The sequence below is a fragment of the Muricoccus vinaceus genome, from assembly GCF_042433125.1.
Taxonomy (GTDB): Bacteria; Pseudomonadota; Alphaproteobacteria; order Acetobacterales; family Acetobacteraceae; genus Roseomonas; species Roseomonas vinacea.
In genome coordinates, this window is sequence record NZ_JBHLVZ010000084.1 from 299,756 (window position 1) to 326,176 (window position 26,421).

The 26,421-nt window shown below is 67.3% G+C and carries 23 protein-coding genes and 2 tRNA genes; all 25 read right to left on the bottom strand.

The features are described 5' to 3' along the window. Nucleotides 1–3: 3 nt before the first annotated feature. The 25 genes from ACFFIC_RS24530 to tig all read right to left on the bottom strand — a co-directional run bounded on the left by ACFFIC_RS24530 (nucleotide 4) and on the right by tig (nucleotide 26,375). On the bottom strand, nucleotides 4–1,656 hold the full coding sequence (locus ACFFIC_RS24530; RefSeq protein WP_377055322.1) for a ribonuclease J: 1,653 nt from the start codon (nucleotides 1,654–1,656) through the stop codon (nucleotides 4–6). Beyond that, nucleotides 1,653–2,474, bottom strand: a complete 822-nt coding sequence (locus ACFFIC_RS24535; protein WP_377055324.1) for a type III pantothenate kinase — start codon at nucleotides 2,472–2,474, stop codon at nucleotides 1,653–1,655. Before ACFFIC_RS24535 ends, ACFFIC_RS24530 begins: the two co-directional genes overlap by 4 nt. A gap of 22 nt (nucleotides 2,475–2,496) precedes the next feature. Beyond that, on the bottom strand, nucleotides 2,497–3,219 hold the full coding sequence (locus tag ACFFIC_RS24540; protein ID WP_377055326.1) for a biotin--[acetyl-CoA-carboxylase] ligase: 723 nt from the start codon (nucleotides 3,217–3,219) through the stop codon (nucleotides 2,497–2,499). Next, on the bottom strand, nucleotides 3,216–4,637 hold the full coding sequence (nuoN, locus tag ACFFIC_RS24545; protein WP_377055736.1) for an NADH-quinone oxidoreductase subunit NuoN: 1,422 nt from the start codon (nucleotides 4,635–4,637) through the stop codon (nucleotides 3,216–3,218). Before nuoN ends, ACFFIC_RS24540 begins: the two co-directional genes overlap by 4 nt. Nucleotides 4,638–4,641: 4 nt before the next feature. Beyond that, nucleotides 4,642–6,153, bottom strand: a complete 1,512-nt coding sequence (locus ACFFIC_RS24550; RefSeq protein ID WP_377055328.1) for an NADH-quinone oxidoreductase subunit M — start codon at nucleotides 6,151–6,153, stop codon at nucleotides 4,642–4,644. Further along, nucleotides 6,150–8,066, bottom strand: a complete 1,917-nt coding sequence (gene nuoL, locus ACFFIC_RS24555) for an NADH-quinone oxidoreductase subunit L (protein WP_377055330.1) — start codon at nucleotides 8,064–8,066, stop codon at nucleotides 6,150–6,152. The genes ACFFIC_RS24550 and nuoL overlap by 4 nt, the downstream gene beginning before the upstream one ends. 6 nt (nucleotides 8,067–8,072) lie before the next feature. Then, nucleotides 8,073–8,384, bottom strand: coding sequence for an NADH-quinone oxidoreductase subunit NuoK (nuoK, locus tag ACFFIC_RS24560; RefSeq protein ID WP_377055332.1), 312 nt, complete (start codon nucleotides 8,382–8,384; stop codon nucleotides 8,073–8,075). Then, a complete protein-coding gene (locus ACFFIC_RS24565) occupies nucleotides 8,384–9,073 on the bottom strand; it encodes an NADH-quinone oxidoreductase subunit J (RefSeq protein WP_377055334.1) in 690 nt (229 codons plus the stop codon). Before ACFFIC_RS24565 ends, nuoK begins: the two co-directional genes overlap by 1 nt. Then, nucleotides 9,070–9,558, bottom strand: a complete 489-nt coding sequence (gene nuoI, locus ACFFIC_RS24570) for an NADH-quinone oxidoreductase subunit NuoI (protein ID WP_377055336.1) — start codon at nucleotides 9,556–9,558, stop codon at nucleotides 9,070–9,072. Before nuoI ends, ACFFIC_RS24565 begins: the two co-directional genes overlap by 4 nt. A gap of 44 nt (nucleotides 9,559–9,602) precedes the next feature. Further along, nucleotides 9,603–10,613, bottom strand: coding sequence for an NADH-quinone oxidoreductase subunit NuoH (gene nuoH, locus ACFFIC_RS24575; RefSeq protein ID WP_377055338.1), 1,011 nt, complete (start codon nucleotides 10,611–10,613; stop codon nucleotides 9,603–9,605). Beyond that, the gene (nuoG, locus tag ACFFIC_RS24580; protein ID WP_377055340.1) at nucleotides 10,613–12,676 is read right to left on the bottom strand and encodes an NADH-quinone oxidoreductase subunit NuoG; all 2,064 of its coding nucleotides are present in this window, start codon (nucleotides 12,674–12,676) and stop codon (nucleotides 10,613–10,615) included. Before nuoG ends, nuoH begins: the two co-directional genes overlap by 1 nt. A 6-nt stretch (nucleotides 12,677–12,682) precedes the next feature. Then, nucleotides 12,683–13,993 (bottom strand): NADH-quinone oxidoreductase subunit NuoF, encoded by a 1,311-nt coding sequence (nuoF, locus tag ACFFIC_RS24585; protein ID WP_377055342.1) that lies wholly within the window; start codon nucleotides 13,991–13,993, stop codon nucleotides 12,683–12,685. A 2-nt stretch (nucleotides 13,994–13,995) separates the two neighbouring features. Continuing rightward, nucleotides 13,996–14,652: a complex I 24 kDa subunit family protein gene (locus ACFFIC_RS24590; RefSeq protein ID WP_377055344.1), complete on the bottom strand. Its 657-nt coding sequence runs from the start codon at nucleotides 14,650–14,652 to the stop codon at nucleotides 13,996–13,998. Beyond that, nucleotides 14,649–15,866, bottom strand: coding sequence for an NADH-quinone oxidoreductase subunit D (locus tag ACFFIC_RS24595; RefSeq protein ID WP_377055738.1), 1,218 nt, complete (start codon nucleotides 15,864–15,866; stop codon nucleotides 14,649–14,651). Before ACFFIC_RS24595 ends, ACFFIC_RS24590 begins: the two co-directional genes overlap by 4 nt. Nucleotides 15,867–15,886: 20 nt before the next feature. After that, nucleotides 15,887–16,564, bottom strand: coding sequence for an NADH-quinone oxidoreductase subunit C (locus ACFFIC_RS24600; RefSeq protein WP_377055346.1), 678 nt, complete (start codon nucleotides 16,562–16,564; stop codon nucleotides 15,887–15,889). Then, entirely contained in the window at nucleotides 16,557–17,129 is a 573-nt protein-coding gene (locus tag ACFFIC_RS24605) for a NuoB/complex I 20 kDa subunit family protein (protein ID WP_377055348.1), read from the bottom strand. Before ACFFIC_RS24605 ends, ACFFIC_RS24600 begins: the two co-directional genes overlap by 8 nt. Nucleotides 17,130–17,220: 91 nt before the next feature. Then, nucleotides 17,221–17,589, bottom strand: coding sequence for an NADH-quinone oxidoreductase subunit A (locus ACFFIC_RS24610; protein WP_140880998.1), 369 nt, complete (start codon nucleotides 17,587–17,589; stop codon nucleotides 17,221–17,223). 252 nt (nucleotides 17,590–17,841) lie between these two features. Next, a tRNA-Asp gene (locus ACFFIC_RS24615) sits at nucleotides 17,842–17,918 on the bottom strand. Nucleotides 17,919–17,969: 51 nt separating this feature from the next. Next, nucleotides 17,970–18,923: a tetratricopeptide repeat protein gene (locus tag ACFFIC_RS24620; RefSeq protein WP_377055350.1), complete on the bottom strand. Its 954-nt coding sequence runs from the start codon at nucleotides 18,921–18,923 to the stop codon at nucleotides 17,970–17,972. 7 nt (nucleotides 18,924–18,930) lie between these two features. After that, the gene (locus ACFFIC_RS24625) at nucleotides 18,931–19,722 is read right to left on the bottom strand and encodes a hypothetical protein (protein ID WP_377055352.1); all 792 of its coding nucleotides are present in this window, start codon (nucleotides 19,720–19,722) and stop codon (nucleotides 18,931–18,933) included. Between the two features lie 134 nt (nucleotides 19,723–19,856). Further along, nucleotides 19,857–19,928 (bottom strand) — tRNA-Val (locus ACFFIC_RS24630). Nucleotides 19,929–20,068: 140 nt separating this feature from the next. Further along, the gene (lon, locus tag ACFFIC_RS24635; protein ID WP_377055354.1) at nucleotides 20,069–22,489 is read right to left on the bottom strand and encodes an endopeptidase La; all 2,421 of its coding nucleotides are present in this window, start codon (nucleotides 22,487–22,489) and stop codon (nucleotides 20,069–20,071) included. 218 nt (nucleotides 22,490–22,707) lie between these two features. Continuing rightward, nucleotides 22,708–23,964: an ATP-dependent Clp protease ATP-binding subunit ClpX gene (gene clpX / locus ACFFIC_RS24640; protein WP_377055356.1), complete on the bottom strand. Its 1,257-nt coding sequence runs from the start codon at nucleotides 23,962–23,964 to the stop codon at nucleotides 22,708–22,710. 214 nt (nucleotides 23,965–24,178) lie between these two features. Further along, nucleotides 24,179–24,856 (bottom strand): ATP-dependent Clp endopeptidase proteolytic subunit ClpP, encoded by a 678-nt coding sequence (gene clpP / locus ACFFIC_RS24645; protein WP_377055358.1) that lies wholly within the window; start codon nucleotides 24,854–24,856, stop codon nucleotides 24,179–24,181. A gap of 175 nt (nucleotides 24,857–25,031) precedes the next feature. Then, entirely contained in the window at nucleotides 25,032–26,375 is a 1,344-nt protein-coding gene (tig, locus tag ACFFIC_RS24650; protein WP_377055360.1) for a trigger factor, read from the bottom strand. Nucleotides 26,376–26,421 lie beyond the last annotated feature (46 nt).

The window sequence follows — 26,421 nt, forward strand, 5'->3', positions numbered from 1 at the left end:
GCCTCACACCCGGAGCAGGTGCAACTCGACCTGCGGGCGCTTGCGCACGCGCCGCCCAATGGCCTTGCGCAGCGCGGTCCGGGCGGCCTCCCGCAGGGCCGTGTCCTCCCGGCGGAGGGGCGCGGGCAGGTCGTTCACCAGCCGCGCGAGATCGGCGGCGATCTGGTTGGTCGCCTCCTCGCCCTGGTCGAACAGGCCGGGAGCCGAGATCTGCGGCACGCCGCGGACCCGGCCCGCTTCGTCCACGGCCAGTGACCCGACAACCACCCCGTTGAACAGCATGCGCCTGCGGGCGCCGAGCACGTTGCCTTCCAGCGGAAGCAGGCGCGGCCCATCGACCGCGAGCTTGCCGCTCTGCACGGTTTCCGACACCTCGACGGGGTCAGGACCGAGGCGGAGCATGTCGCCGTCCTCGATCAGGTGCGGGATGGCACCGAAATCGCGCGCAAGGGCCGCGTGCTGCTGCAGGTGCCGCCACTCGCCGTGCACCGGCACGGCGTGACGGGGCTTCACCAGCTCGTAGAGGCGGCGAAGCTCTTCCTTGGCGGGATGGCCGGAAACATGGACGGGATGCTCGGAGTCCGGCGTGATCACGCGGCAACCGGCGCGGAACAGGGCGGATTCGACCGCCATGATCGCCTTCTCGTTTCCCGGGATCATGCGGGAGGAGAAGATCACCGTATCGCCCTCCCCCAGAGAGATCTGGGGGTGGGTGTCGGCCGCGATCTTGGCCAGTGCCGAGCGCGGCTCGCCCTGACTGCCCGTGCAGATGATCAGCAGCTCGTCATCGGGCAGGTAGCCGGCCTCGTCCTCATCCAGGAAGGGCGGGATGTCCTTGAAGTAGCCGGTCTCCCGCGCCGCCGCATCGGCGTTGCGGAGCGACCGGCCGAACAGGGCCACGCGCCGGCCTGCGGCCATCGCGGCCCGGGTGATGGATTCGACGCGCGCCACGTTCGTCGCGAAGCAGGTCACGGCCACCCGGCCCTTGAGGCTGGCGACCAGTTCCGTCAGCGCGACCCGCACATCGGCCTCGCTGCCCGAATAGCCGTCCACCAGGGCATTGGTGCTGTCGCAGACCATTGCCAGCACCCCCTCCGCGCCCAGGGCCGCGAAGCCGGCCTCGTCCGTCGGCGGGCCGATCAGGGGATCGGCGTCCAGCTTCCAGTCGCCGGTGTGCAGCACGATGCCGTGGCGTGTGCGGATCGCCAGCGCCTGGGCCTCGGGCACCGAATGGGCGACGCGGTAGAACTGCAGGTCGAAGGCTCCCACCAGCACGCGCGACGCCAGCGGCACGGTGTGCAGCTTCACCTCGCCCAGAAGGCCGGCCTCGCCAAGCTTGCGGCGCAGCACCGCGGCGGCGAAGGGACTGGCGTAGAGGGGGCATCGCAGCAGCGGCCAGAGGGCGGCAACCGCGCCCAGATGGTCCTCATGGGCATGGGTGATGACCATGCCCACGAGCTTGTCCCGCCGCTCGGCGAGCCAGGCCGGGTCGGGAACCAGGATTTCCGCTTCCGGAAACTCGCTTCCCCCGAACCCGATGCCGCAGTCCACCGCCAGGAGGGCTCCGTCCAGGCGATAGACGTTGAGATTCATCCCGATCTCGCCCGTCCCCCCCAATGGGAGGAAGGCGAGGTCGTCCGTTATGTGGAAGGTCATTCGGTCTCGTTCTTGAGAGCTTCTGGAAGCGTTGTCTTGTGGAAGATGGGGGGTGGATTGCGGCCAGCCAACAGGCGCAGCCCCTCCAGCGTGATATCGGGATCAGTGTGTTGAATGACCGTCGTCCCCTCCGCGAACAAGGGGGCGAGGCCGCCGGTCGCGATCACCTTCAGGGGACCGCCGTGCTCGGCCCGGATCCGCGAGACCAGTCCTTCGACCAACCCCACATATCCCCAGAAGATCCCGGACTGCATGGCGGGCACGGTGTCCCGCCCGATCACCGCCTGGGGGCGGCCGATCCCTATCCGGGGCAGCCGGGCCGCCGCGCGGTGCAAGGCCTCTATGGAGAGGTTGATGCCGGGTGCGATGACACCGCCGACATAGGCGCCGCCCTCCCCCACCACGTCGAACGTCGTCGCCGTCCCGAAATCGATGACGATCAGCGGGCCGGTGTAGTGGTGATGGGCGGCGAGCGCGTTCAGGAGGCGGTCCGCGCCCACCTCCTTCGGCCGGTCCATGCGGATCTCGAAGCCCCAGTCCACGCTGTCCCCTCGCGCGACCAGGGGTTCGCAGTTGAACCAGTCGCGCACCAGGCGCCGAAGGTTGTAGAGGGCGGCGGGCACCACCGTGCCCAGGGCGCAGCGGGTGATCTCGGCTGGCTTCAGCCCGGCATGGGCCAGCAGCGCCAGCAGCCAGACGGCGTATTCGTCGCTGGTCCGGTCCGCCCGCGTGGCGATGCGCCAGCGCCCCCGCCATTCCGAACCGTCATGCACGGCAAAGACGACGTTGGTGTTACCGGCATCGATCGCCAGGAGCATCGCGTGTTCCTTCCCCGGCCCCTCAGGGGTGAACATCCCCGGCCGTGATCGTTTCCATGCCGAGTGCGGTGCGAAGACGCAATGCGCCGCCCTCGTCCAACCCGTCGAAGTGACCGGCGAGCAGGCCGCTGGGCGCGGTGACCGAAAGGGCCGTGCCGGGGGGATGGCCCCGCTCCAGCCAAGCGGCCCGAATGGCGGCGAAGCCCTGCTCCTCCTGGATGGTTCGCCAGTGATCGATCGACGCCATGATCGCTGCCGCCGCTACCTCGGGTGCCAGGGCGGGCGGCGGCAGGGCAGCGGTCGGCCGGCCCGGCACCTCCGGCGCGAAGGCCAGGTTCACCCCGATGCCAAAGGAAAGCCAGTCCAGCCCGCCGCTGGGTGCGAGCGATGCCTCGGAGAGGATCCCGGCGCACTTCGCCCCGCCAAGGAGAAGGTCGTTCGGCCATTTCAGAACAAGGCCAGGCGCAGCGGGCGAGAGAGCGGCGTGGAGCGCGACAGCCGCAAGCAAGCTCCACTGCGGCGCCTCGCGCGCGGCGGCGTGCGGGCGGAGGAGCACCGAAAGATACAGATTGCCCGGAGGAGACTCCCAAGCCCGGCCGCGCGTGCCCCGCCCGGCCGTCTGCCGCCGCGCGAGGACGGCAAGGCGCTCATCCGCGCCGTCCTCCGCGCAGCGGCGGATCAGATCGGCCGTGCTGGGAAGCTGGTCATGAACCAGCAGCCGCCAGCCGGCCGGCGCCGCGCTCACCCAGCGAGGGCGGCAACCGCGGCGGCCGCGGCGGCCACGATCGGCGCGGGGAACAGGAAGAAGAGCACGTTGAACAGCCCCGCTCCGGCCAGCACGAAGGAGACGGCGGAGGAGCGCGGATCCAGCGCGCCATCGGCCGCGTCGAAGTACATGATCTTGATGATGCGGAGGTAGTAGTAGGCACCCACCACGCTGGTCAGCACGCCCACGGTGGCAAGAACCCAGTAGCCCTCCTGCACGGCGGCGAGAAAGACGTAGAGCTTGGAGAAGAAGCCCGCGAGAGGCGGTATGCCGGCCATGGAGAACATGAACACCGCCATGGCCAGTGCCATCGCGGGGTCGGTCCGTCCAAGCCCGGCCAGATCCTCGATCCGCTCCAGCGACCGGCCCTGGCGGCGCATCGCCACCAGAACCGCGAAGACGCCGGCGTTCATGACGATGTAGATCGCCATGTAGAGCATGACGCCCCGAAGCCCCGTATCGGTGGCAACGGCCAGGCCCATGAGCGCGTAGCCGACATGCCCGATGGAGGAATAGGCCATCAGCCGCTTGATGTTGGGCTGGCGGATGGCGGCAAAGGAGCCCAGCAGCATGGAGCCGAGCGAGGCCAACCAGATCACCCCCTGCCACTGCTCGGCAAGGTCGGCGAAAGGATCAGCCAGCACGCGCACAAGGAGCGCGACGGCCGCCACCTTCGGGGCCGAGGCGAAGAAGGCGGTGACCGGCGTCGGCGCGCCCTCGTAGACGTCGGGTGTCCACATGTGGAAGGGCACGGCCGAGATCTTGAAGGCCAGCGCCGCGATCACGAAGGTCATGCCGACCATGACACCGAGCGAGACGCCTCCCTCCCCGGCCACCGCGGTGGAAATGGCGGAGAAGTTGGTGGAGCCGGCGAAGCCGTAGGTCAGGCTGGCGCCGTAGAGATAAAGACCCGAAGCCAGCGCGCCCAGCACGAAATACTTCAGCCCGGCCTCGGCGGAGCGCGCATTGTCACGATCAAAGGCCGCGATGACGTAGAGCGAGAGCGAGAGGAGCTCGAGCCCCATGTAGAGCGTGATGAGGTCCGAGGCCGAAACCATCACCATCATGCCGATCGTGCTGAGCAGCACCAGCACAGGAAACTCGAAGCGCGCGATCCCCTGCTTCTCGTTCCAGTCCAGGGCCAGAAGCAGGCCGGTGGCGGCGCCGAGCAGAATCAGAATCTTCGCGAAGCGCGCGAAAGCGTCCGACACGAACTGGCCGTGGAAGGCCTGGCCGTCCGGCGTTCCCAGAACCAGCACGGCGCCGATCAGAAGCGCGCCGAGCGTACCCATCGTGATGGGAAAGGTCATGTCCCGCTTGGGAATGACGCCAACCAGCAGCAGCACCAGGGCCGCGACCGCGAGCAGGGTCTCGGGGAGGGCGAGGGTCCAGTTCATCATCTCACAGCCCGGCCATGCGGGGGATCGCGAGGGCGGCCTCGTGCCGCTCGACGAGCGCGGCGACGGAAGCCTCCCAGACATGGGTGAAGGAGGAGGGATAGAGGCCCATCCAGAGGGTCAGCAGAATGAGCGGCGCGAAGATCGCGAGTTCCCGCGGGGAAAGGTCCAGCAGCCCGCGCACCTCAGCCTTGGTCACCTTGGAGAAGATCACGCGGCGGTAGAGCCATAGCATGTAGCCCGCACCCAGGATCATCCCCATGGCCGCGCCCAGGGCCACCCAGCCGCTGGACTTCCAGGCCCCGGTGATCACCAGGAACTCGCCCGGGAACCCCGCCGTGCCGGGAAGCGCCACGCTGGCCATGGTGAAGAGCATGAACACCAGAGCGTAAGCCGGCATGATCTTCGCCACCCCGCCGTAGCGCGCGATCTCCCGCGAATGGACGCGGTCGTACAGCACGCCCACGCAGAGGAAGAGCGCGCCCGAGACGATGCCATGCGACAACATCTGGAAGATGGCGCCGGAGATGCCCTGCTGGTTGAAGGTGAAGAGCCCGATCGTCACGATGCCCATGTGAGCCACGGACGAATAGGCGATCAGCTTCTTCATGTCGTCCTGCGCGAAGGCCACGCAGCTCGTGTAGATGACCGCGATGACGCTGAGGGCGAACATGAGCGGCGCGAAATAGGCCGCCGCATCCGGAAAGAGCGGGATGGAGAAGCGCAGGAAGCCGTAGCCGCCCATCTTCAGCAGCACGCCGGCCAGGATCACGGAACCTGCCGTGGGCGCCTCCACGTGGGCATCCGGCAGCCAGGTGTGCACGGGCCACATCGGCACCTTCACGGCGAAGGAGGCGAAGAAGGCAAGGAACATCCAGTACTGCCAGGAGATCGGCACGGGGTTGTCCATCAACCCCGCGATGTCCGTCGTGCCGGCGCGGTACCAGAGCGCCAGGATGGCGAGCAGCATCAGAACCGAGCCGAGCAGCGTGTAGAGGAAGAACTTGAAGGCGGCATAAACCCGCCGCTGACCGCCCCAGACGCCGATGATCAGGAACATCGGGATCAGCACGCCCTCGAAGAAGACGTAGAAGATGATGAGGTCGAGCGCGCAGAACATGCCCACCATCATCGTCTCGAGCACGAGGAAGGCGATCATGTACTCCCGCACGCGGTTCTGCACCGCTTCCCACGAGGCGAGGATGCAGATCGGCGTGAGCAGCGTGGAGAGCAGGACAAAGAGCATCGAGATGCCGTCCACGCCCATGTGGTAGTTCACGCCGAACTCGGGCAGCCAGTTCGCCTGCTCGACGAACTGGGCATCGGCCATGCGAGGGTCGAAGCGGGCCCAAAGGATGAGGGAGAGGACGAAGACGATCAGGCTCGTCCACAGCGCGGTCCAGCGGGCGTTGGAGGCGACGGTCGCCTCGTCGCCCCGGATCGCCAGGATGGCCACCACGCCTGCAAGCGGCAGGAAGGTGAGCAGGGAGAGCAGCGGGAAGCCGGCCGCGTTCATCGGGTGAAGCCCAGGAAGATGACGGAAACGAAGACCACGAGACCCGCGATCATGGTGAAGGCGTAGTTGGCCACGCGCCCCGTCTGGAAGCGCGCCACGCCGCGGGCGGTGTCGACGGTGATGGCGGCGATCCCGTTGGGCATGCCGTCGATGATCCTCACGTCGCCCGTGCGCCACAGCACCCGCGCGAGGCGCCGGAACGGCCGCACGAAGATCGTGTCGTAGAGTTCGTCGAAGTACCACTTATTGAGCAGGAACCGGTACAGGCCCGGGAAGGTCTCGGCCAGGCGCGCCGGAATGCCCGGCGCGAACATGTAGAACACATAGGCCAGCGCGATGCCCGCGATGGCGATCACGGTGGGCGCCAGCGGCACCCAGCCCGGCACCTCGTGCACGGCGTGCATGATGTGGTTGTGCTCGGCGTTGAAGATGGCGCCGTTCCAGAACTCGCCCTGGTGATGCCCGACGAAAAGATCTTCGAAGGCGGCACCGGCGAAGAGGGCGCCGAGCGCCAGAACCAGCAGCGGGATCAGCATGACCGCCGGGCTCTCATGGACATGTTCCATCGTGTGATGATCGGCCCGGGGACGGCCATGGAAGGTCAGGATCAACAGGCGCCAGGAATAGAAGGCGGTCAGGAAAGCCGCGATCAGCCCCATGGCAAAAGCATACATCCCGGCACCCGTATGGGCCGCGAAGGCGCTCTCCAGGATCATGTCCTTGGAATAATACCCGGCGAAGAAGGGAATGCCCGCCAACGCCAGGCTGCCGATCCACATCACGGCATAGGTGATCGGGATCTTGGTCCAGATCCCCCCCATCTTGCGGATGTCCTGCTCGTCCGACATCGCGTGGATGACGGAGCCGGCCGACAGGAACAGCAGCGCCTTGAAGAAGGCGTGCGTGAAGAGGTGGAACACCGCCGCCTGGTAGGCACCAACTCCGATGGCGAAGAACATGTAACCGAGCTGCGAGCAGGTCGAATAGGCGATGATGCGCTTGATGTCGTTCTGCACGCATCCGATCGTCGCCGCGAAGAAGGCGGTCGATGCACCGACAATGGTCACCAGCGTCAAGGCGTTGGGCGCGAACTCCGTGATGGGCGACATGCGCGCCATCAGGAAGACTCCGGCCGTCACCATGGTCGCCGCATGGATCAGCGCGGAAACGGGCGTCGGCCCCTCCATCGCATCCGGCAGCCAGGTGTGCAGGCCGAGCTGTGCCGACTTGCCGCAGGCACCCAGGAACAGAAGAACCGAGATTACCTCCAGCACGGGCAGGCCGGCGAAGGTGACGGAGCGCATCTCCTCCACGCGAGGAAAGATGTCCCCGAAGTTCAGCGCGCCGAAGGTCCAGAAGGTCAGCGCCATGCCAAGCATGAAGAACAGGTCGCCGACGCGGTTCACGATGAAGGCCTTCATCGCGGCCCGGTTCGCGCTCTCGCGGTCGTACCAGTAGCCGATCAGCAGATAGCTCGCGAGGCCGACGCCCTCCCAGCCGAAGAAGAGCTGGACCAGGTTGTCCGCCGTCACCAGCATCAGCATGGCGAAGGTGAAGAGGCCGAGATAGGCGAAGAAGCGCGGCGGCGTCTCGTCATGGGACATGTAGCCGACGCTGTAGAGATGGATGAAGGTGGAGATGAAGGTCACCATCCCCACCATCATCGCGCTCAGCGTGTCGTAGCGGAGGGCCCAGTCGACGCTCAGGCCACCGACATCGATCCACTCCGAGATGGTCACGGTGCGGGGCGCCGAATGCAGCCCGACCTCGACGAAGGCCGAGACGCCGCAGATGGCGGCCAGCACCATGCAGCCGACCGAAACCCACATGGACAGGCGCACGCCCAGCCAGCGGCCGAAGAAGCCCGCGAGCGTCGCGCCCAGCAAGGGGAAGAAAACGGCACCGACGAACATGGCGCCCTAACCCTTCAGGGTGGAAACGTCTTCCACCTCGATGCTTCCGGTGTTCCGGAAGTAGATGACAACAACCGCCAGCCCGATCGCGGCCTCCGCGGCCGCGACGGTCAGGATGAACATGGCGAAGATCTGCCCCGTCAGGTCCCCGAGCCGGGCCGAGAAGGCCACGAGGTTCAGGTTCACCGAGAGCAGGATCAGCTCCACCGACATCAGAATGACGATGATGTTCTTCCGGTTCAGGAAAATGCCGAAGATACCCAGCACGAACAGGATCGCGCTGACCGTCAGGTAATGGCCAAGGCCGACCTCGAGCATCAGTGGTGCCCTCCCCCATGCCCGTGATCATCATGCGCGATGACCTTCCGCTTCTCCTCAGGCACCGGCGGGCGCAGGATCCCCAGCTCCCCGATCGAGGCGCCGACCGGCACGCGCGCCATGTCGAGCTGCGTGCGGCGGGTGACCTGCGCTTCGATGTTCTGGTGCCGGCTGCGGACGCGGTCGCGATGCGTCAGCACGATGGCGCCGATCATGGAAACCAGCAGGATCAGGCCCGCGCCCTGGAACAGGAAGACGTAATCCGTATAGAGCACGCGCCCGATGGCGACCGTGTTCTGCACATCCGTGGGCGTCGCGTTCAACCGGAGGCTCTCGGCCTGTCCGCTCGACTGCCAGGCACCCAGCACGAAGACCAGCTCCAGGAACAGGATGCCGCCGATCACGGCGCCGATCGGGGCATAGCGCTGGAAGCCCTGCCGAAGCCGCACGAAGTCGATGTCGAGCATCATGACCACGAACAGGAACAGCACCGCGACGGCGCCGACGTAGACGATGACAAGGATCATCGCCAGGAACTCGGCGCCCGCGATCAGGAACAGGGCGGCCGCGTTGAAGAAGGCCAGGATCAGGTACAGCACGCTGTGCACCGGGTTCCGGCTGGTGACCACCATCACGGCGCTGGCGATCAGCACCGCGGCGAAGGCGTAGAAGGCAAGGCCTGCGATCATCGGTAGGGGGCATCCGCCTTCAGGCGGGCCGCGAGCACCGGCTCCCAGCGATCGCCGTTATCGAGCAGCTTTTCCTTGTTGTAGAGGAGCTCCTCGCGGGTCTCGGTCGCGAACTCAAGATTCGGGCCGAGCACGATGGCATCCACCGGGCAGGCTTCCTCGCAGAGGCCGCAGTAGATGCACTTCGTCATGTCGAGGTCATAGCGCGTGGTGCGCCGGGAGGCATCCTCGCGCGGCTCGGCCTCGATGGTGATGCACACGGCCGGGCAGACCGCCTCGCAGAGCTTGCAGGCGATGCAGCGCTCTTCCCCGCTGGGATAGCGGCGCAGGGCGTGCTCCCCCCGGAAGCGCGGGCTCAGCGGCGAGCGCTCGGAGGGGTAGTTGATGGTCGCCTTCGGCTTGAAGAAGGCACGCAGCGTCAGCCCCATGCCGGAGATGATCTCCGTCAGCAGGAGGCTGCGCGCGATACGGTCGAGCGTCGCCATTCAGCGGACCTTTCGCGGGCGCAGGTTGCGCCGAAGTGTCGAACTCATGTCGGAAGCCAGCCCGCCACCTTCAGCACGGCAGCCGTGATGACGAGCCAGATCAGGCTGATCGGAAGGAACACCTTCCAGCCCAGCCGCATGAGCTGGTCGTAGCGGTAGCGCGGGAAGGTCGCGCGGACCCAGACGAAGACGAAAAGGCAGAAGCAGACCTTCAGGATGAACCAGATCGGTCCGGGCAGCCAGTTGAAGGGCGCCACGTCCATGGGGGGCAGCCAGCCGCCGAGGAACAGGATGGTGGTGAGCGAGGACATGAGGATCATGTTCGCGTACTCGCCCAGGAAGAAGAGGGCGAAGGTCATCGCGGAATATTCCACGAAGAACCCCGCGACCAACTCCGATTCACCCTCGGGCAAGTCGAAGGGCGCCCGGTTCGTCTCGGCGAGGGTGGAAATGAAGAAGATGACGAACATGGGGAAGAGCGGAATGAAGAACCAGACGGTCTTCTGCGCCAGCACCACGTCCGTGAGGTTCAGCGATCCCACGCAGAGCAGGACGGTGACGATCACGAAGCCCATCGAGACCTCGTAGGACACCATCTGCGCCGCCGAGCGGAGCGCGCCGAGGAAGGCGTATTTCGAGTTGGAGGCCCATCCCGCGATGATGATGCCGTAAACGCCAAGCGAGGAGATGGCGAAGAGATAGAGCACGCCGACATTGATGTCGGCGACCGCCCAGCCCTCGTTCACCGGGATCACCGCCCAGGCGATCATCGCGAGCGAGAAGGTGAGCATTGGCGCCATGATGAAGAGCACCCGGCTCGCGCCCGCGGGCACGATGGTTTCCTTCATCAGCATCTTGCCGGCATCGGCGAAGGGCTGGAGCAGGCCGAAGAGGCCGACCACGTTCGGCCCCTTGCGAAGCTGCATGGCGCCCAGGATCTTGCGTTCCGCCCAGGTCAGGTAGGCCACGAAGATCAACAGCGGCACCAGGAGCGCGAGCGCCTGGGCCACCGTCAGCGAAAGCACCCCAACCGGGGAGTTGAGAAAGCTGTCCATCACTCGGCCGCCATGGCGGGGGTTGGCGCATGAGTGCGCGCGCATTCCGCCATCACGTCGCTCGCCCGGCCCATGACATCGGCCTGGTAGTAGTTCGTGATGAAGGGCACAAAGGGCTCGCTCCCCACCGACCCTGCATCACCGGCAGGCGAGGCGGACACCATGGCCGAGGGCACCAGCTCGTCGATGCGCTCGAAGACCGGATTCGCCTGCACCAGCCGCGCGCGAATGGCAAAAAGGTCGTCATAAGGCAGCGGGTGCCCGAGAAGCTCGCTGGCCGCGCGGATGATCCGCCAGTCCTCGCGCGCCTCCCCGGGCGGGAAAACACCACGGCGACCGCGCTGGACGCGCCCCTCGGTGCTCACATAGGTGCCGTCCTTCTCCAGGTAGGTGGCGCCCGGAAGAATGACGTCCGCGCGCCCCGCGCCACGGTCGCCGTGATGGCCCTGGTAGATGACGAAGGTGCCGGGTGCGATCAGCGCGGCGTCGAAGGCATCCGCGCCAAGTAGCCAGAGCGCGTCCACCCCGCCACCGAGCATGGCGCCCAGATCCTTGCCCCCCTGACCCGGCAGGAAGCCGAGGTCGAGAGCCGCCACCTGCCCGCCTTGCGTGTGCAGCAGGTTGAACCCATTCCAGTCCTCCCGCACCGCGTTGAGCGACTGCGCGAGGCCCCAGGCTGCCGCCAGCACCGCCGCGCCATCGGCCCGCGCCAGCGCGCCGCGGCCGAGCACGATCATCGGCCGCTTCGCGTTGCGCAGAACCTCGCCGAAGGCACCGCCCAGCACGCCGGCAACCGCGTCAGGGCCCTCGCCGAGGTACTGCACGGGGTAGGTCAGGTCGGCCCGCGGCCCGATCACCGCGGCCGGCATGCGGTTGTTCATGACCTTGCGCCGGATGCGCGAGTTCATCACCGGAGCTTCCAGCCGCGGGTTGCTACCGATGATCAGCACCGCGTCCGCCACGTCGATCCCGGTGATGCCGGAATTGAAGAGGTAGAAGGGGCGGGCCGAACCATCCAGCGCAGCCCCGTCCTCGCGGCAATCGAGGTTGGAGGAGCCGAGCGCCCCCATCAGGTCCTTGAGCGCGACGATGCTTTCGGCATCGGCCAGCCCACCGGCCACCGCGCCGATACGATCACCCGGCAGGCCCTTGAGCTTCGCGGCGATCGCCCCGAAGGCCTCCGGCCAAGTGGCCGCGCGTAGCTTGCCGTTCTCCCGGATCCAGGGGCGGTCCAGCCGGCGCTTCTTCAGCGCATCGAAGGAGAAGCGGCCGCGGTCGGCCATCCACTCCTCGTTCACCTCCTCATGCACGCGCGGCAGGATCCGGAGCACGTCCGGCCCGCGTGCATCCACGCGGATGTTCGTGCCGGTCGCGTCCAGCACGTCGATGCTGTCGTTCTTCACCAGCTCCCACGGCCGGGTCATGAAGGCATAGGGGCGGCTGGTCAGGGCGCCGACCGGGCAGATGTCGATCAGGTTGCCGGCAAGCTCCGTGGAGAGAGCCTTCTCGACATAGGTCGTGATCTCCATCGCCTCGCCACGGCCCACGGCGCCGAGCTCGGGCACGCCGGCCACCTCGGTCGCGAAGCGGACGCAGCGCGTGCACTGGATGCAGCGCGTCATGATCGTCTTGATCAGCGGGCCCAGATACTTGTCGGTCACCGACCGCTTGTTCTCGTGGTAGCGGCTGCTATCGCCGCCATAGGCCATCGCCTGGTCCTGCAGGTCGCACTCGCCGCCCTGGTCGCAGATCGGGCAGTCCAGCGGGTGGTTGATCAGCAGGAACTCCATCACGCCCCGCCGGGCGTTGCGCACGCCCGGGCTGTCCGTGATGATCTTCATGCCATCCATCACAGGGAAGGCGCAGGAGGCGACAGGCTTCGGCGCCTTCTCCACTTCCACCAGGCACATCCGGCAATTGCCGGCGATCGACAGGCGCTCGTGGTAGCAGAAGCGCGGGATCTCCGCGCCGGCCAGCTCGGCGGCCTGGAGGGCCGTGGCGCCCAGCGGCACCTCGACCTCCTTGCCGTCCACCGTGACCTTGATGAGCTTCACTTCGCTCATGGTTTCCTACTCCGCCGCCATCGGGAGTACCGGGGCAGCATGTCGCGCCTTATAGGCCGCGATCCGTTCTTCCATCATCGGGCGGTAATGGCGGATGAGGCCCTGCACCGGCCAGACGCCGCCATCGGCGAGCGCACAGATCGTGTGCCCCTCGATCCGCTTGGTCACGTCCTCCAGCACCGAGATCTCGTCGATCTCCGCCCGGCCCTCGACCATGCGGTCCATCACCCGGCTCACCCAGCCCATGCCCTCGCGGCAAGGGGTGCACTGGCCGCAGCTCTCGTGCTTGTAGAACTTCGAGAGGCGGGCGATCGCGCGGATCAGGTCCGTGGACTTGTCCATGACGATCACCCCCGCCGTGCCGAGGCCCGACTTGTGCTCGCGCAGGGCATCGAAGTCCATCAGCACGTCGTCGCAGATGTGCTTGGGCAGCAGCGGCGTGGAGGAGCCGCCGGGAATCACGCAGAGCAAGTTGTCCCAGCCCCCGCGCACGCCGCCGGCATGGCGCTCAATGAGCTCCCGCAGCGGGATGCTCATCTCCTCCTCCACGTTGCAGGGCTTGTTCACGTGGCCCTGGATGCAGAAGATCTTGGTGCCCGAGTTCTTCGGCCGCCCGAAGCCCGCGAACCAACTGGCCCCGCGCCGCAGGATCTCCGGCACCACCGCGATCGTCTCAACGTTGTTCACTGTCGACGGGCAGCCATACAGCCCCACCGCTGCCGGGAAGGGCGGCTTGAGGCGCGGCATGCCCTTCTTGCCCTCGAGGGACTCGATGAGCGCCGTCTCCTCGCCGCAGATATAGGCGCCGGCGCCACGATGGACGTAGAGGTCGAAGTCATACCCCGTGCCCGCCGCGTTCTTGCCGAGCAGCCCCGCGTCATAGGCCTCGTCAATCGCGGCCTGAAGGATCAGGCCCTCGTTGTAGTACTCGCCGCGCACGTAGATGTAGCCTGCCGAGGCGTTCATCGCGACCGCCGCCATCAGGCAGCCCTCGACCAGCGTGTGCGGGTCGTGGCGGATGATGTCGCGGTCCTTGCAGGTGCCGGGCTCGGATTCGTCGCAGTTCACGACGAGATAGGAGGGCCGCCCATCCGGGTTGGACTTGGGCATGAAGGACCACTTCAGCCCCGTCGGGAAGCCGGCGCCGCCGCGGCCGCGGAGGCCCGACTGCTTCACCTCCTCGATGATCCAGTCGCGCCCTTTGGCGATGATCTCCGCCGTGCGGTCCCAGTTGCCGCGCTTCTGCGCCGCCTGCAGCCCCCAGTGCTGGGCGCCGTACAGGTTGGTGAAGATGCGGTCCTTGTCCTGAAGCGCCATGGTCAGTCCCCTCCCCGCACGTCGAGCAGCGTCAGCGGGCCACCCTCCGGCGCGCTCGTCTGGCGGCCGGTGGTGCTGCCGGGTGCCGGGCGCTCGCCGCGGCGCAGCGCCTCGATCAGCCGAACCGTGCGGTCGTAATCCAGGTCCTCATAGTAGTCGTCATCCACCTGCAGGATGGGCGCGTTCACGCAGGCGCCGAGGCATTCCACCTCGGTCATGGTGAACAGCCCGTCCTCGCTCGTGTGGCCGTAGCCCGGAACCTTCGCCGCGTCCTTGCAGGCGCGGTACACGTCGTCCGAGCCGCGCAGCATGCAGGGCGTGGTGCCGCAGACCTGGAGGTGGAACCGCCCGATCGGCTTCGTGTTGAACATGAAGTAGAAGCTGGCGACCTCGAAGACGCGGATCGGCGCCATGCCGAGGCGTTCCGCCACACGGTCCATGGCGATGCGCGGCACCCATGCACTGCCGGTCTGACGCCCCATCTGCTTCTGCGCGACATAGAGCAGCGGAATGACGCCGGATGCCTTCTTGCTCTCGGGATAGCGCGCCAGGATCTTGGCGATCTGCGCCTCGCTCTCCGCGTCGAACTCGAAGCTGTCCGGCTCGGCGCGGCTGTTCCGCCAGTTCGGGTCGAGGTGATCGGTTGCGGCTTCGGTCATCGGTCGATCTCCCCGAACACGATATCGAGGCTGCCGATCACCGCCACGGCGTCGGCCAGCATATGGCCCTTGCTCAGCACTTCCATGGCCTGCAGGTGCGCGAAGCCCGGCGCGCGGATCTTGCAGCGGTAGGGGCGATTGGTCCCGTCCGCCACCAGGTACACCCCAAACTCGCCCTTGGGCGCCTCAACCGCCGTGTAGGTCTCGCCGGCCGGCACGTGGTAGCCCTCGGTGTAGAGCTTGAAGTGATGAATCAGCGCCTCCATCGAGCGCTTCATCTCACCACGCTTGGGCCCGACGATCTTGCGGTCGTCGATCTTCACCGGCCCCTCCGGCATCTGGTCGAGGCACTGGTGGATGATCTTCAGGCTCTCCCGCATCTCCGCCATGCGCACGAGGTAGCGGTCGTAGCAGTCGCCGTGGCGCCCGACCGGAATCTCGAATTCCATGCGGTCGTACATGTCGTAGGGCTGCTGCCGGCGCAGGTCCCAGGCCATGCCGGAGGCGCGGAGGCAGGGGCCGGAGAAGCCCCACTCCATCGCCTGCTCGGGCGTCATGATGCCGATGTCGACCGTGCGCTGCTTGAAGATGCGGTTGTCGGTCAGCAGGCCGCCTAGCTCGTCGATGAACTTCGGGAACTGGTTCGCCCAGGCGCGGATCCGCTCCGGCAGCCCCTCCGGCAGGTCCTTGGCCACGCCACCCGGACGGAAGTAGTTCGCGTGGTAGTGGCTACCCGAAACCCGCTCGTAGAATTCGAGCAGCGTCTCGCGCTGCTCGAAGCCCCAGAGGGACGGCGTGATGGCCCCGCAGTCCAGCGCGTAGGTCGTGATGTTCAGCAGGTGGTTCGCGATGCGCGTGATCTCGGCGAACATCGTGCGGATGTACTTGCCGCGCTCGGGCGCCTCGATCCCGAGCAGGCGCTCCTGCGCCAGCGCAAAGACGTGCTCCATGCACATGGGCGAGACGTAGTCGAGCCGGTCGAAATACGGCATCGCCTGAATATAGGTCTTGTACTCGATCAGCTTCTCGGTGCCGCGATGCAGCAGGCCGATATGCGGATCGGCACGCTCCACCACCTCTCCCTTCATCTCCAGGATGAGGCGAAGCACGCCGTGCGCGGCGGGGTGCTGGGGGCCGAAGTTGATGGTGTGGCTGTCCACCTCGACGCGGCGCGTCTCGGTCGCCGTCTCCGGCGCCGCCGCGCCGAGGGACATGGACTCGGCCGTGGTCAGGCTCATGGCTGCTTCTCCGCCGCCGGCCCCTCGACCTGCGGCTTGTCCAGCAGCGAGGTCTCGGACGGCGCGATGCGGTTCAGATGGACCTTCTCGTCGCCGGGCAGGGTCGTCAGGCCCTCCCAGGGAGAAAGGAAGTCGAAGTTCCGGAAATCCTGCTGAAGCTTCACGGGCTCGTAGACCACCTCGCGCCGCTCCGAATCGTAGCGGACCTCGACATGGCCGGTGAGCGGGAAGTCCTTGCGGAGCGGATGGCCCTTGAAGCCGTAATCCGTGAGGATCCGGCGCATGTCCTCAAGCCCCTCGAAGGCGATGCCGTACATGTCCCAGGCCTCGCGCTCGAACCAGCCGGCGGTCGCCCAGATGGCCGTCACGCTCGGCACGGCATGCTCCGCATCCGTGCGCGCCACCACGCGAATGCGATGGTTGTGCGTGAGCGAGAGCAGGTTCCAGACCACCTCGAAGCGCTCCTCACGCTCGGGATAGTCCACGCCGCAGAGGTCCATGCACTGCTCGAAGGCGAAGCGCGGGTCGGTGCGCAGCACCGTCATCACATTCCGCACGGAGTCGCGGTGGATGCGGATCACCAGCTCCGCGCCCCGGGCGATGTTGGCTTCCAGCAGCACGCCCGCCGGCAGGGTTTCGGTGACGGCGGTGCCGAGTGCGGAAAGGTCAGCCACGGAGGATGGTCCCCGTCCTGCGGATCTTCTTCTGGAGCTGCATAATCCCGTAAACCAGCGCCTCCGCCGTCGGCGGGCAGCCCGGAACATAGACATCCACCGGCACGATCCGGTCGCAGCCGCGCACCACGCTGTAGCTCCAGTGGTAGTACCCGCCGCCATTGGCGCAGGACCCCATGGAGATCACCCAGCGCGGCTCGCTCATCTGGTCGTAGACCTTGCGGAGCGCGGGAGCCATCTTGTTGGTCAGCGTGCCCGCCACGATCATCACGTCCGACTGGCGCGGCGATCCGCGCGGGATCACGCCGAAGCGGTCGAGGTCGTAGCGCGCCATGTAGGCGTGGATCATCGGCACGGCACAGCAGGCCAGGCCGAAGGTCATCGGCCAGAGGCTGCCCGTGCGGGCCCAGTTCACCACCTTGTCGAGGTTGGCGACCACGAAGCCCTTCTCCTCGACCTCGTCGGTCACGCCGCGCAGCACGGCGTCCTGTTCGGGGCCGGGCGGCAAGGCTTTGCCGTTCCAGGCAATCTCGGGGCTGTTCGTCTGTTCGCTGACGCCGCTCATCGCATCGTCCTCCGCGCGTCGCCGCGCGTCATGTTCCTGCGCGCCCGGCCCCGGATGGGCCGCCGCGTCTCGCCGCGCTCTCGCGCGCGGCTCATTCCCAGTCCAGCGCGCCCTTGCGCCACTCGTACACGAAGCCGACCGTCAACAGGCCCAGGAAGCCCATCATCGAAAGGAAGCCCAGCCAGCCGATTCCGCCCAGCGCCACGGCCCAGGGAAACAGGAAGGCGACCTCCAGGTCAAAGATGATGAACAGGATCGCGACGAGATAGAACCGCACGTCGAACCGCCGCCGCGTGTCGTCAAAGGGCTCGAACCCGCACTCATAGGTCGAGAGCTTTTCCGAGTCGGGTTTCTGCCGCGCCGCCAGGACGGAACCCCCGACCATGGCGATGCTGATCGCCGCGGCAATGCCGAGGAAAACCAGGATCGGAAAGTAATTGGCCAACAGCGGCTGGGTCATCGTGCCCTCAGAGCTTTCCGGGGATCCAGGAGCCTCAAGCCGCCGGATACGCCCATGGGCGCTGAGGCGATGCCGCAGCGCAAGGCACGCTACATATAGGCCCCGTCCACCTTCCGCCATAGGGGCGCGCGCCAGGCGTTGCAGAATAAACGCAGCTTAATCAACGGTTGCGAGCCGTTCGCAAAAAGCCGTTTGGCAACGCGCAAAACGAAAACGCCGCCCGGTGAGGGGCGGCGTTTCCGATGCGTCGCGTGGCGCGAGTGACGGGGCTCGAACCCGCGACCTCCGGCGTGACAGGCCGGCGCTCTAACCAACTGAGCTACACCCGCTCGCGACGTGGGGGGCGTTTATGGGGTCCGCCCCCCCCTGTCAAGCGGCCCTCAGCGAAGCACCACCACAACGGGCGGCGGAGAAAGCCATGCGGCGAGCAGAACGGCGTCCCACAGCGCACGCGTCTCCGCCTGGCGCAGCGCGAGCGCCCGCTGAAAGTCACGTTCCTCACCTTCGGCCCGGTCCATCTCCGCGAGATCACGGCGCGCCTGCGCGTCACCGCGGCCGGCAGCGAGCGACAGCCAGCTCCGTGCCTCCTGCGGATCCTGGCCCATTTCCTCCAGCCCGGTCATGTAGAGGCGCCCCACGGCCCGCTGGGCGCGGGTATCCCCGCCCTGCGCCGCGCGGCGCATCCATTGCAGCGCCTGGTAGGACTGGCGCGGCACGCCATCGCCCCGGAACAGCATCGTGCCCAGCACATACTGCGCCTCCGGGACGCCACCCTCCGCAGCCACGGTCAGCCATCTCGCGGCCTCGGCACTGTTCCGCGCCATTCCCCGCCCTTCCTGGAGGGCGGCGCCAAGGTTGTAGGCGGATTGTGCATGCCCCGCCTGTGCCGCCGCACGGCTGAGGTCCAGCGCCCGCCGGCGCCCTCCTGGCGCCGCGCCCCGCTCCACCAGGGTTGCCAGCCGCCACGCTGCCCAGGGGTTCCCCGAATCCGCAGCCTGCTCATAGGACCGCGCGGCCGCCGCCGGACTACGCGGCGCCCCGCCCAGCCCGAACTCCTGAGCCTGCCCGAGCTTGTAGGCCGCGCGCGCCTCGCCCGATGCCGCGGCGGCCCGGAGCACGCCAAGGTCCTCGCCCCGGTAAGGATCGGGGTCGCGCTGGCGTTCCGGCTCCTGGTCATAGGTTGCGGCGATCGTGCCCGTGGGCTGCACCCGGCACTCGGCACCGGGCTGGCAGACCACCACGTTCGGCCCGAAGCCTCCGCCCGGCTGCCCGCGCGGTGCGCAGGCGGCCAGGACAATGCCGGCCCCGAGAACAACAAGGCGGAAGGGGGTCACCGCGGCCTCAGTTCACGCGCAACCGGCCGCCGGTCCCCATGCCGCCGCGCACCTCCTGCGCCTGATAGCCCTGAAGGGCCACGACCATCTTGTTGTAGGCGTCCACGAAGGCGGCCACCGTCGCCTGCCCCGCCGGGGTCCGCTGATAGCCGCCCAGCGCCCCGGCCGCGCCGCCGCCGAAGCCGGCCATGACCGCGCCGAAGTTGGTCGCCGTGGAGGAGCCCTCCGAGGCCGCCACCTGAACCCCCGCCCGCATGTTGAACACGGACAGCGTGACCTGGGTCGATGACGTGGAGAGCGCCGCCCCGGCCAGGCCGACGCCCAGCCCGGCCCAGCCACCCAGCCCCGCGCCGAGGCCGCTCGTGTCCTGGTTGGAGAAGAGGATCGCCGGTTCCATGAAGTAGTCCGCGGCCACCCGCTGGCCGCGCTGCATGTTGGAGCCCGCGCGGAACTCGCCGCTGTTGCGCATGTCGCCGATCATGCCGCGCATGCGGCCCTCCAGCCGGTCGTTGCCCATGGCGGTGATGACGAAGCAATTGGACTGCTGGATGATGAGCCGCACCATCGGCTCGATGGTCGTGATCTGGGTGCGCTGCGTGAAGGGGCCGAACCAGCTTGCCTGCCGGCCGTCATCCACCGCGATGGTGCCCAGCGTTTCCGGGCAGCGCACGATGCTGCCGCCCACGCTGGTGCCGCCCGCCGCAGCGCCGGTCACGGGGCCGCTTGCCGTTCCCTGCTGAAGACAGCCGCCAAGAGCCAGGGCGGACACGGCGGCCAGCAGGCCATTGCGAATCATCATGAACTGGGTTGCCTCTCGCGATGGGCCGAAAAAAGGGCCGGTCGAGAGAGCCTATCCGCGCCAAAGCGGCTTTCGCAACGTTTCCGGGAGCCAAAAGTTGCGGAAGGCGAGGGAAATTCTTCCCGCTTCTGGAATGGGCGCTGAGGGATTCGAACCCCCGGCATCCTCGGTGTAAACGAGGCGCTCTACCGCTGAGCTAAGCGCCCTCGGGCATGGTGTGCGAGGCGGAACATAGCACCGGCGCGCATCACACTGCCACGCCTCTGCGGGGCATTCAGGTGCCATGAACGAGAAAGGGGCGCCGGCCGAAGCCAGCACCCCTCCCCGCTCCGGATAGTCCGGGTTCTCAGTGCGGCAGCAGAGCCGCGCCTGCCGGGTCGCCCGCCGCCGGCTTGGAGGGTGTGACCTCCTCCGGCTCGATCCAGTCGATCGCCTCCGGCCGGCGCACCAAGGCCTGGGAGATCACCTCGTCCACATGGGCGACGGGGATGATCTTCAGCGCCTTGCCCACGCTGTCCGGAATATCGGCCAGGTCCTTCTCGTTCTCCTTCGGGATGAAGACGGTGCCGACGCCGGCGCGGAGCGCCGCCAGCAGCTTTTCCTTCAGCCCGCCGATCGGGAGGACCCGGCCGCGGAGCGTGATCTCGCCGGTCATGGCCACGTCCTTGCGGACGGGAATGCCCGTCAGGATCGACACGATGCTGGTCGCCATCGCGATGCCGGCGGAGGGGCCATCCTTGGGCGTCGCACCCTCGGGCACGTGGACGTGGATGTCCCGCTTCTCGAAGATGTTCGGCTTGATGCCGAAGGTCGTGGCCCGGCTGCGGACATAGGACACCGCGGCCGAAACGCTCTCCTGCATGACGTCGCCGAGCTTGCCGGTGTGCTTGATGGCACCCTTGCCGGGCAGCAGCACCGACTCGATCGTCAGGATCTCGCCACCCACCTCGGTCCAGGCAAGGCCGGTGACGGCGCCCACCATGTCCTCGGCCTCGGCCTCGCCGTAGCGGAACTTCCGCACGCCGGCATACTTGCCCAGGTTCTCGTCGGTGATCTCCACCTTCGTCGCCTTGCCCGAGACGATCTCGCGCACGGCCTTGCGGGCCAGTCCGCCGATCTCGCGCTCCAGGTTCCGCACGCCGGCCTCACGCGTGTAGTAGCGCACCAGGTCGCGCACGGCCTCGTCGGTCACGCTCCACTCGCCGGCCTTCAGCCCGTTCGCCTCGGAAACCTTGGCGATCAGGTGGCGGCGCGCGATGCCGATCTTCTCATCCTCGGTGTAGCCGGGGATGCGGATGATCTCCATGCGGTCCAGCAGGGGCTGGGGCATCTTCAGCGAGTTGGCGGTCGTGATGAACATCACGTCCGACAGGTCGTAGTCCACCTCGAGGTAGTGGTCGTTGAAGGTGCCGTTCTGCTCGGGGTCCAGGACCTCCAGCAGGGCCGAGGAGGGATCCCCGCGCCAGTCGGCGCCGAGCTTGTCGATCTCGTCCAGCAGGAAGAGCGGGTTGGAGCTCTTCGCCTTCTTCATGCCCTGGATGACCTTGCCCGGCATGGAGCCGATATAGGTCCGCCGGTGGCCGCGCACCTCCGCCTCGTCCCGGACGCCACCGAGCGACATGCGGACGAAGTTGCGGTTCACCGCCTTGGCGATGGACTTGCCGAGCGAGGTCTTGCCGACGCCCGGTGGGCCGACGAGGCACAGGATGGGACCACGAAGCTTCTTGGAACGGCTCTGCACCGCTAGGTACTCGATGATCCGCTCCTTGACCTTTTCCAGGCCAAAGTGGTCGGCATCCAGCACCTTCTGTGCCGCCTCAAGGTCGATGCGAACCTGGGTCCGCTTCTTCCAGGGAATCGTCAGCATCCAGTCCAGGTAGTTCCGGACAACGGTGGCCTCGGCCGACATGGGCGACATGCCGCGCAGCTTCTTCAGCTCGCCCAGGGCCTTCTCGCGGGCCTCCGGAGAGAACTTGGTGGCCTTGATCTTGGCCTCCAGCTCCGCGACTTCGTCCTTGCCTTCCTCGCCCTCGCCCAGCTCCTTCTGGATCGCCTTCATCTGCTCGTTCAGGTAGTACTCGCGCTGGGTCTTCTCCATCTGCCGCTTCACGCGGTTCCGGATGCGCTTCTCGACCTGAAGAACGCCGATCTCGCTTTCCATGTGGGCGAAGACCCGCTCGAGCCGGGCGGGCACGCCCACCGTTTCCAGCAGCTCCTGCTTCTCGGAAATCTTGAGGTTCAGGTGGGCCGCCACCGTATCGGCCAGCTTGGCCGGCTCCTCGATCTGGTTGATCGAGACGAGCACCTCGGGGGCGATCTTCTTGTTGAGCTTGATGTAGCCCTCGAACTGGCTGACCACCGAGCGGCTGAGCGCCTCGACCTCGCGGGGGTCGGGCGAGGCTTCCTCGATCGTCTCGGCGAAGGCCTCGAAATGAGTGCCGGTCTCCTTCCAGCCCACCACCTTGGCGCGGCGGCCGCCCTCGACCAGCACCTTCACGGTGCCATCCGGGAGCTTGAGCAGCTGGAGAACGGTGGAGACCGTACCGATCTCGAACAGGTCGGCGGCCTGCGGATCATCCTGCGCCGCGTTGCGCTGGGCGAGCAGAAGGATCTGCTTGTCCTCCCGCATCACGGATTCCAGGGCACGGACAGACTTCTCGCGCCCCACGAAGAGGGGAACGATCATGTGGGGAAATACAACGATATCGCGGAGGGGAAGGACGGGCAGTGCCTCGCCCTTGATCAGCTCCACATCAGAATCCGCCATCGGGACCTCACTTGGACAGTCGGCGCGGAACCGCCCCGATCGGGCACGGCCCCGACGCCACGGGGGAATGCCCTATGTGGTGCCGGGGCGCCTTCCCCACAACGGCGGAGACGGCGCCCCGGTCAAAAGGGACTTTGCAAGAAAAGTGCCCTTCCCACGAGGAAGGGGAACCGCCCCGCGAAACGGGACGGCCGGCCAGCGCGGCCCGGGCACTCCGGTCAGGCGCTGGTCTGCTCCGCGGGCCGCTCGCCATAGATGAACAGGGGCTGGGCCCGCGCTTCGGCCACCTCCTTGTTCACGACCACCTCTTCCACCTCGTCCAGGCCCGGAAGCTCGAACATGGTGGAGAGCAGGATGCCCTCCATGATGGAGCGCAGCCCGCGGGCACCGGTCTTGCGCTGGATGGCCCGCGTGGCGACCGACTTCAGCGCGTCCTCGGTGAAGGTGAGCTTGGTCCCCTCCATCTCGAACAGCCGCTGGTACTGCTTCAGCAAGGCGTTCTTGGGCTTGGTCAGGATCTCGATGAGAGCCTTCTCATCCAGGTCCTCGAGCGTCGCGATCACCGGCAGGCGGCCGATGAACTCCGGGATCAGGCCGAACTTCAGCAGGTCCTCGGGCTCGACCTCGCGCAGGATCGCCCCGGCCCGGCGCTCGTCAGGCCCACGGACCTCGGCGCCGAAGCCGATTCCCGAACCCTTGCCCTTGGCCGCGATGATCTTCTCCAGCCCCGCGAAGGCCCCGCCCACGATGAAGAGGATGTTGGAGGTGTCCACCTGCAGGAACTCCTGCTGGGGGTGCTTCCGGCCACCCTGCGGCGGCACGGAGGCAACCGTGCCCTCCATGATCTTCAGCAGCGCCTGCTGGACACCCTCGCCCGACACGTCCCGGGTGATGGAGGGATTGTCCGACTTGCGGGAGATCTTATCGACCTCGTCGATATAGACGATGCCGCGCTGCGCCCGCTCCACGTTGTAGTCCGCGGATTGGAGCAGCTTCAGGATGATGTTCTCAACATCCTCGCCGACGTAGCCCGCCTCGGTCAGCGTGGTGGCATCGGCCATGGTGAAGGGCACGTCGAGGATGCGGGCGAGCGTCTGGGCCAGCAGGGTCTTGCCCGAGCCGGTGGGCCCGACCAGCATGATGTTGCTCTTGGCGATCTCCACCTCGCCGGTCTTGGCGCCATGCGCCAGCCGCTTGTAGTGGTTGTGCACCGCCACGGAGAGCACCTTCTTGGCGTGCTCCTGCCCGATGACATAGTCATCGAGGACCTTGCAGATCTCCTTGGGCGTCGGCACCCCGTCGCGGGACTTCACGAGGTGCGTCTTGTGCTCCTCGCGGATGATGTCCATGCAGAGTTCGACGCACTCATCGCAGATGAACACGGTCGGGCCCGCGATGAGCTTGCGCACCTCGTGCTGCGACTTGCCGCAGAACGAGCAGTACAGGGTATTCTTCGAGTCGGCGGACTTGCTCATGCGCGCTCCTCGCTCCTGCGCCGGCCGGATGGCATGCCAGGAACGTCAGAAAGGCAGAATAACCCCGCTCCCCCCAAGGGGGAAGCAAGGGACGAAATCGTGAAGGATGCCAAGGCCTTCCTGCCGGGATCGCCGAGGGAGCGGCCAGGCCGGAGCCCGACCCCGCCCCGACAGGGCCGGGACGGCCCGGAAGGATTGGGCCAGAGGGCGTCCATCAGGGCCGCGGGGGCTCCACCGCCGGCGTCGCGACATTGGCCCCGGCTGGCAGCTTGACCACCACCTGGTCGATCAGCCCGAAGGCCTGCGCCTCTTCGGCCGACATGTAGGTGTCGCGCTCGAGCTTGCGCTCGATCTCCTCCACCGGCTGGCCGGTGTGGTGCACGTAGATCTGGTTCAGCCGCTTGCGCAGGTCCAGGATCTCGCGCGCCTGAATTTCGATGTCCGTCGCCTGGCCCTGAGCACCGCCGGAGGGCTGGTGAACCATGATGCGGCTGTTCGGAAGCGCGAAACGCTTGCCCTTCTCGCCGGCGGTGAGCAGCAGGGAGCCCATGGAAGCCGCCATGCCCAGGCACACCGTCGAAACCGGGCTGCGGATGTACTGCATGGTGTCGTACATCGCGAGGCCAGCGGAAACGACGCCGCCCGGGCTGTTGATGTAGAACGCGATGTCCTTGTTGGGGTTCTCGCTCTCCAGGAACAGCAACTGGGCACAGATCAGCGACGAAACCTGGTCGAAGACCTGGCCGGTCAGGAAGATGATCCGCTCCTTCAGCAGGCGCGAATAAATGTCGAAGGCTCGCTCCCCGCGGGCGGTCTGCTCCACCACCATGGGCACCAGGGAGTTGTTGTACAGCTCCACCGGATCGCGATCGACGAATACTGTGCGTGTCATCGTATGTCCTTCCCCGCCGGCGGAGAGGCGCGTCCCCGATGGCACCGCCCGGAAGGACGCCCGGCTCGGCCGCGGCGCCCGCCCGGCCCAATTCGCCGGCAATCTTCAAACCCCAAGATGGGGCAACCCGCCCCCCCGCGAAAGGGGGGCGGGGCCGGTATTCGGCGGGCCGGCCTCAGGCCGCCTGCAGGTCCGCCGGGGAGACGGTGGTGTCGGTCACCTTGGCCAGCTCCAGCATGAAATCGACCACCTTTTCCTCGAAGATCGGGGCACGGAGGTTCTCCAGCGCCTGCGGGTTCTTCTGGAAGAACTCGAAAACCTGCTTCTCCTGCCCGGGATAGCGGCTGGCCTCGGTCCGCATGGCCTGCATCAGCTCGTCCTGGCCGACCTGGATGTTGTTGGTCCGCCCGATCTCCGACAGCAGCAGGCCCAGCCGGATGCGCCGCTCGGCGATCTTGCGGTACTCGGCGCGCAGCGTGTCCTCGTCCTTGCCGGCGTCGTCGGCGTCCAGGCGGCCCGCCTTGCGGTCCTCCTCCACGCGGCTCCAGATCTGGCCGAACTCGGCCTCCACCATGCCCTCCGGCACCGGGAAGTCGGCGCGGTCGGCCAGCTGGTCGAGCAGGGAGCGCTTCACGCGCAGACGGGTGAGCTGGTCGTATTCGCGCTGAATGGAGGAGCGCAGCTCGTCCCGCAGCTTCTCGGCGCTTTCCAGGCCAAGCGACTTGGCGAACTCGTCGTCGGCCGGGGCGGCCGCGCGCATCTTCAGGCCCTTGGCGGTGATCTCGAACTCGGCGGGCTTGCCGGCCAGCTCGGCCGAGCCGTAGCCCTCGGGGAAGCTCACGCGCACCTTGCGGGTCTCGCCGACGGTGATGCCCTCCAGCCCCTCGGTGAAGCCGGGGATGAAGCCCTCGCCTCCCACGTCGATCGGCATGTCCTGGGCCGTGCCGCCCGGGAAGGGCTCGCCGGCCTTGGCCTCGTCGCCCTCGCCCTCGATCAGACGCCCCACGAAGTCCGCCACCACGGTGTCGCCCTTGGCCGCCGGGCGCTCCTCGGTCACGTCCTCCAGCTTGGCGTTGCGCGCGGCCAGCCCGTCCAGCGCCTTCTGCACCTCCTCGTCGGAGGGCTCGGCGCGCGGACGCTCCACCTCGATGCCCGAGAAGTCGGGCATCGGGATCTCCGGCAGAAGCTCCATCTCGATGTTGAAGGACAGGTCCTGGCCATCGGCGAACTCGCCGGCCAGCTCCACCTTGGGCTGGAGCGCCGGGCGCAGGCCGCGGTCGGTCAGCAGCTCGCGGGTCGCGTTCTGCACCTGCTCCTCCAGCACCTCGCCGGTCACGGCCGTGCCGTAGCGCTTCTTGACCACCGAGAGCGGCACCTTGCCCGGGCGGAAGCCGGGCATGCGCAGGTCGCGGCCCAGGGCCGCCAGCCGCTTGTCGCGGGTCGCCTCGATATCGGCCGCCGGCACAACCACCGAGAAGGACCGCTTCAGCCCCTCGGCCGAAAGCTCCGTCACCTGCATTCGCTCAGTTCCACATCCAGGACATAGGGAAACACAATCTGGGGCG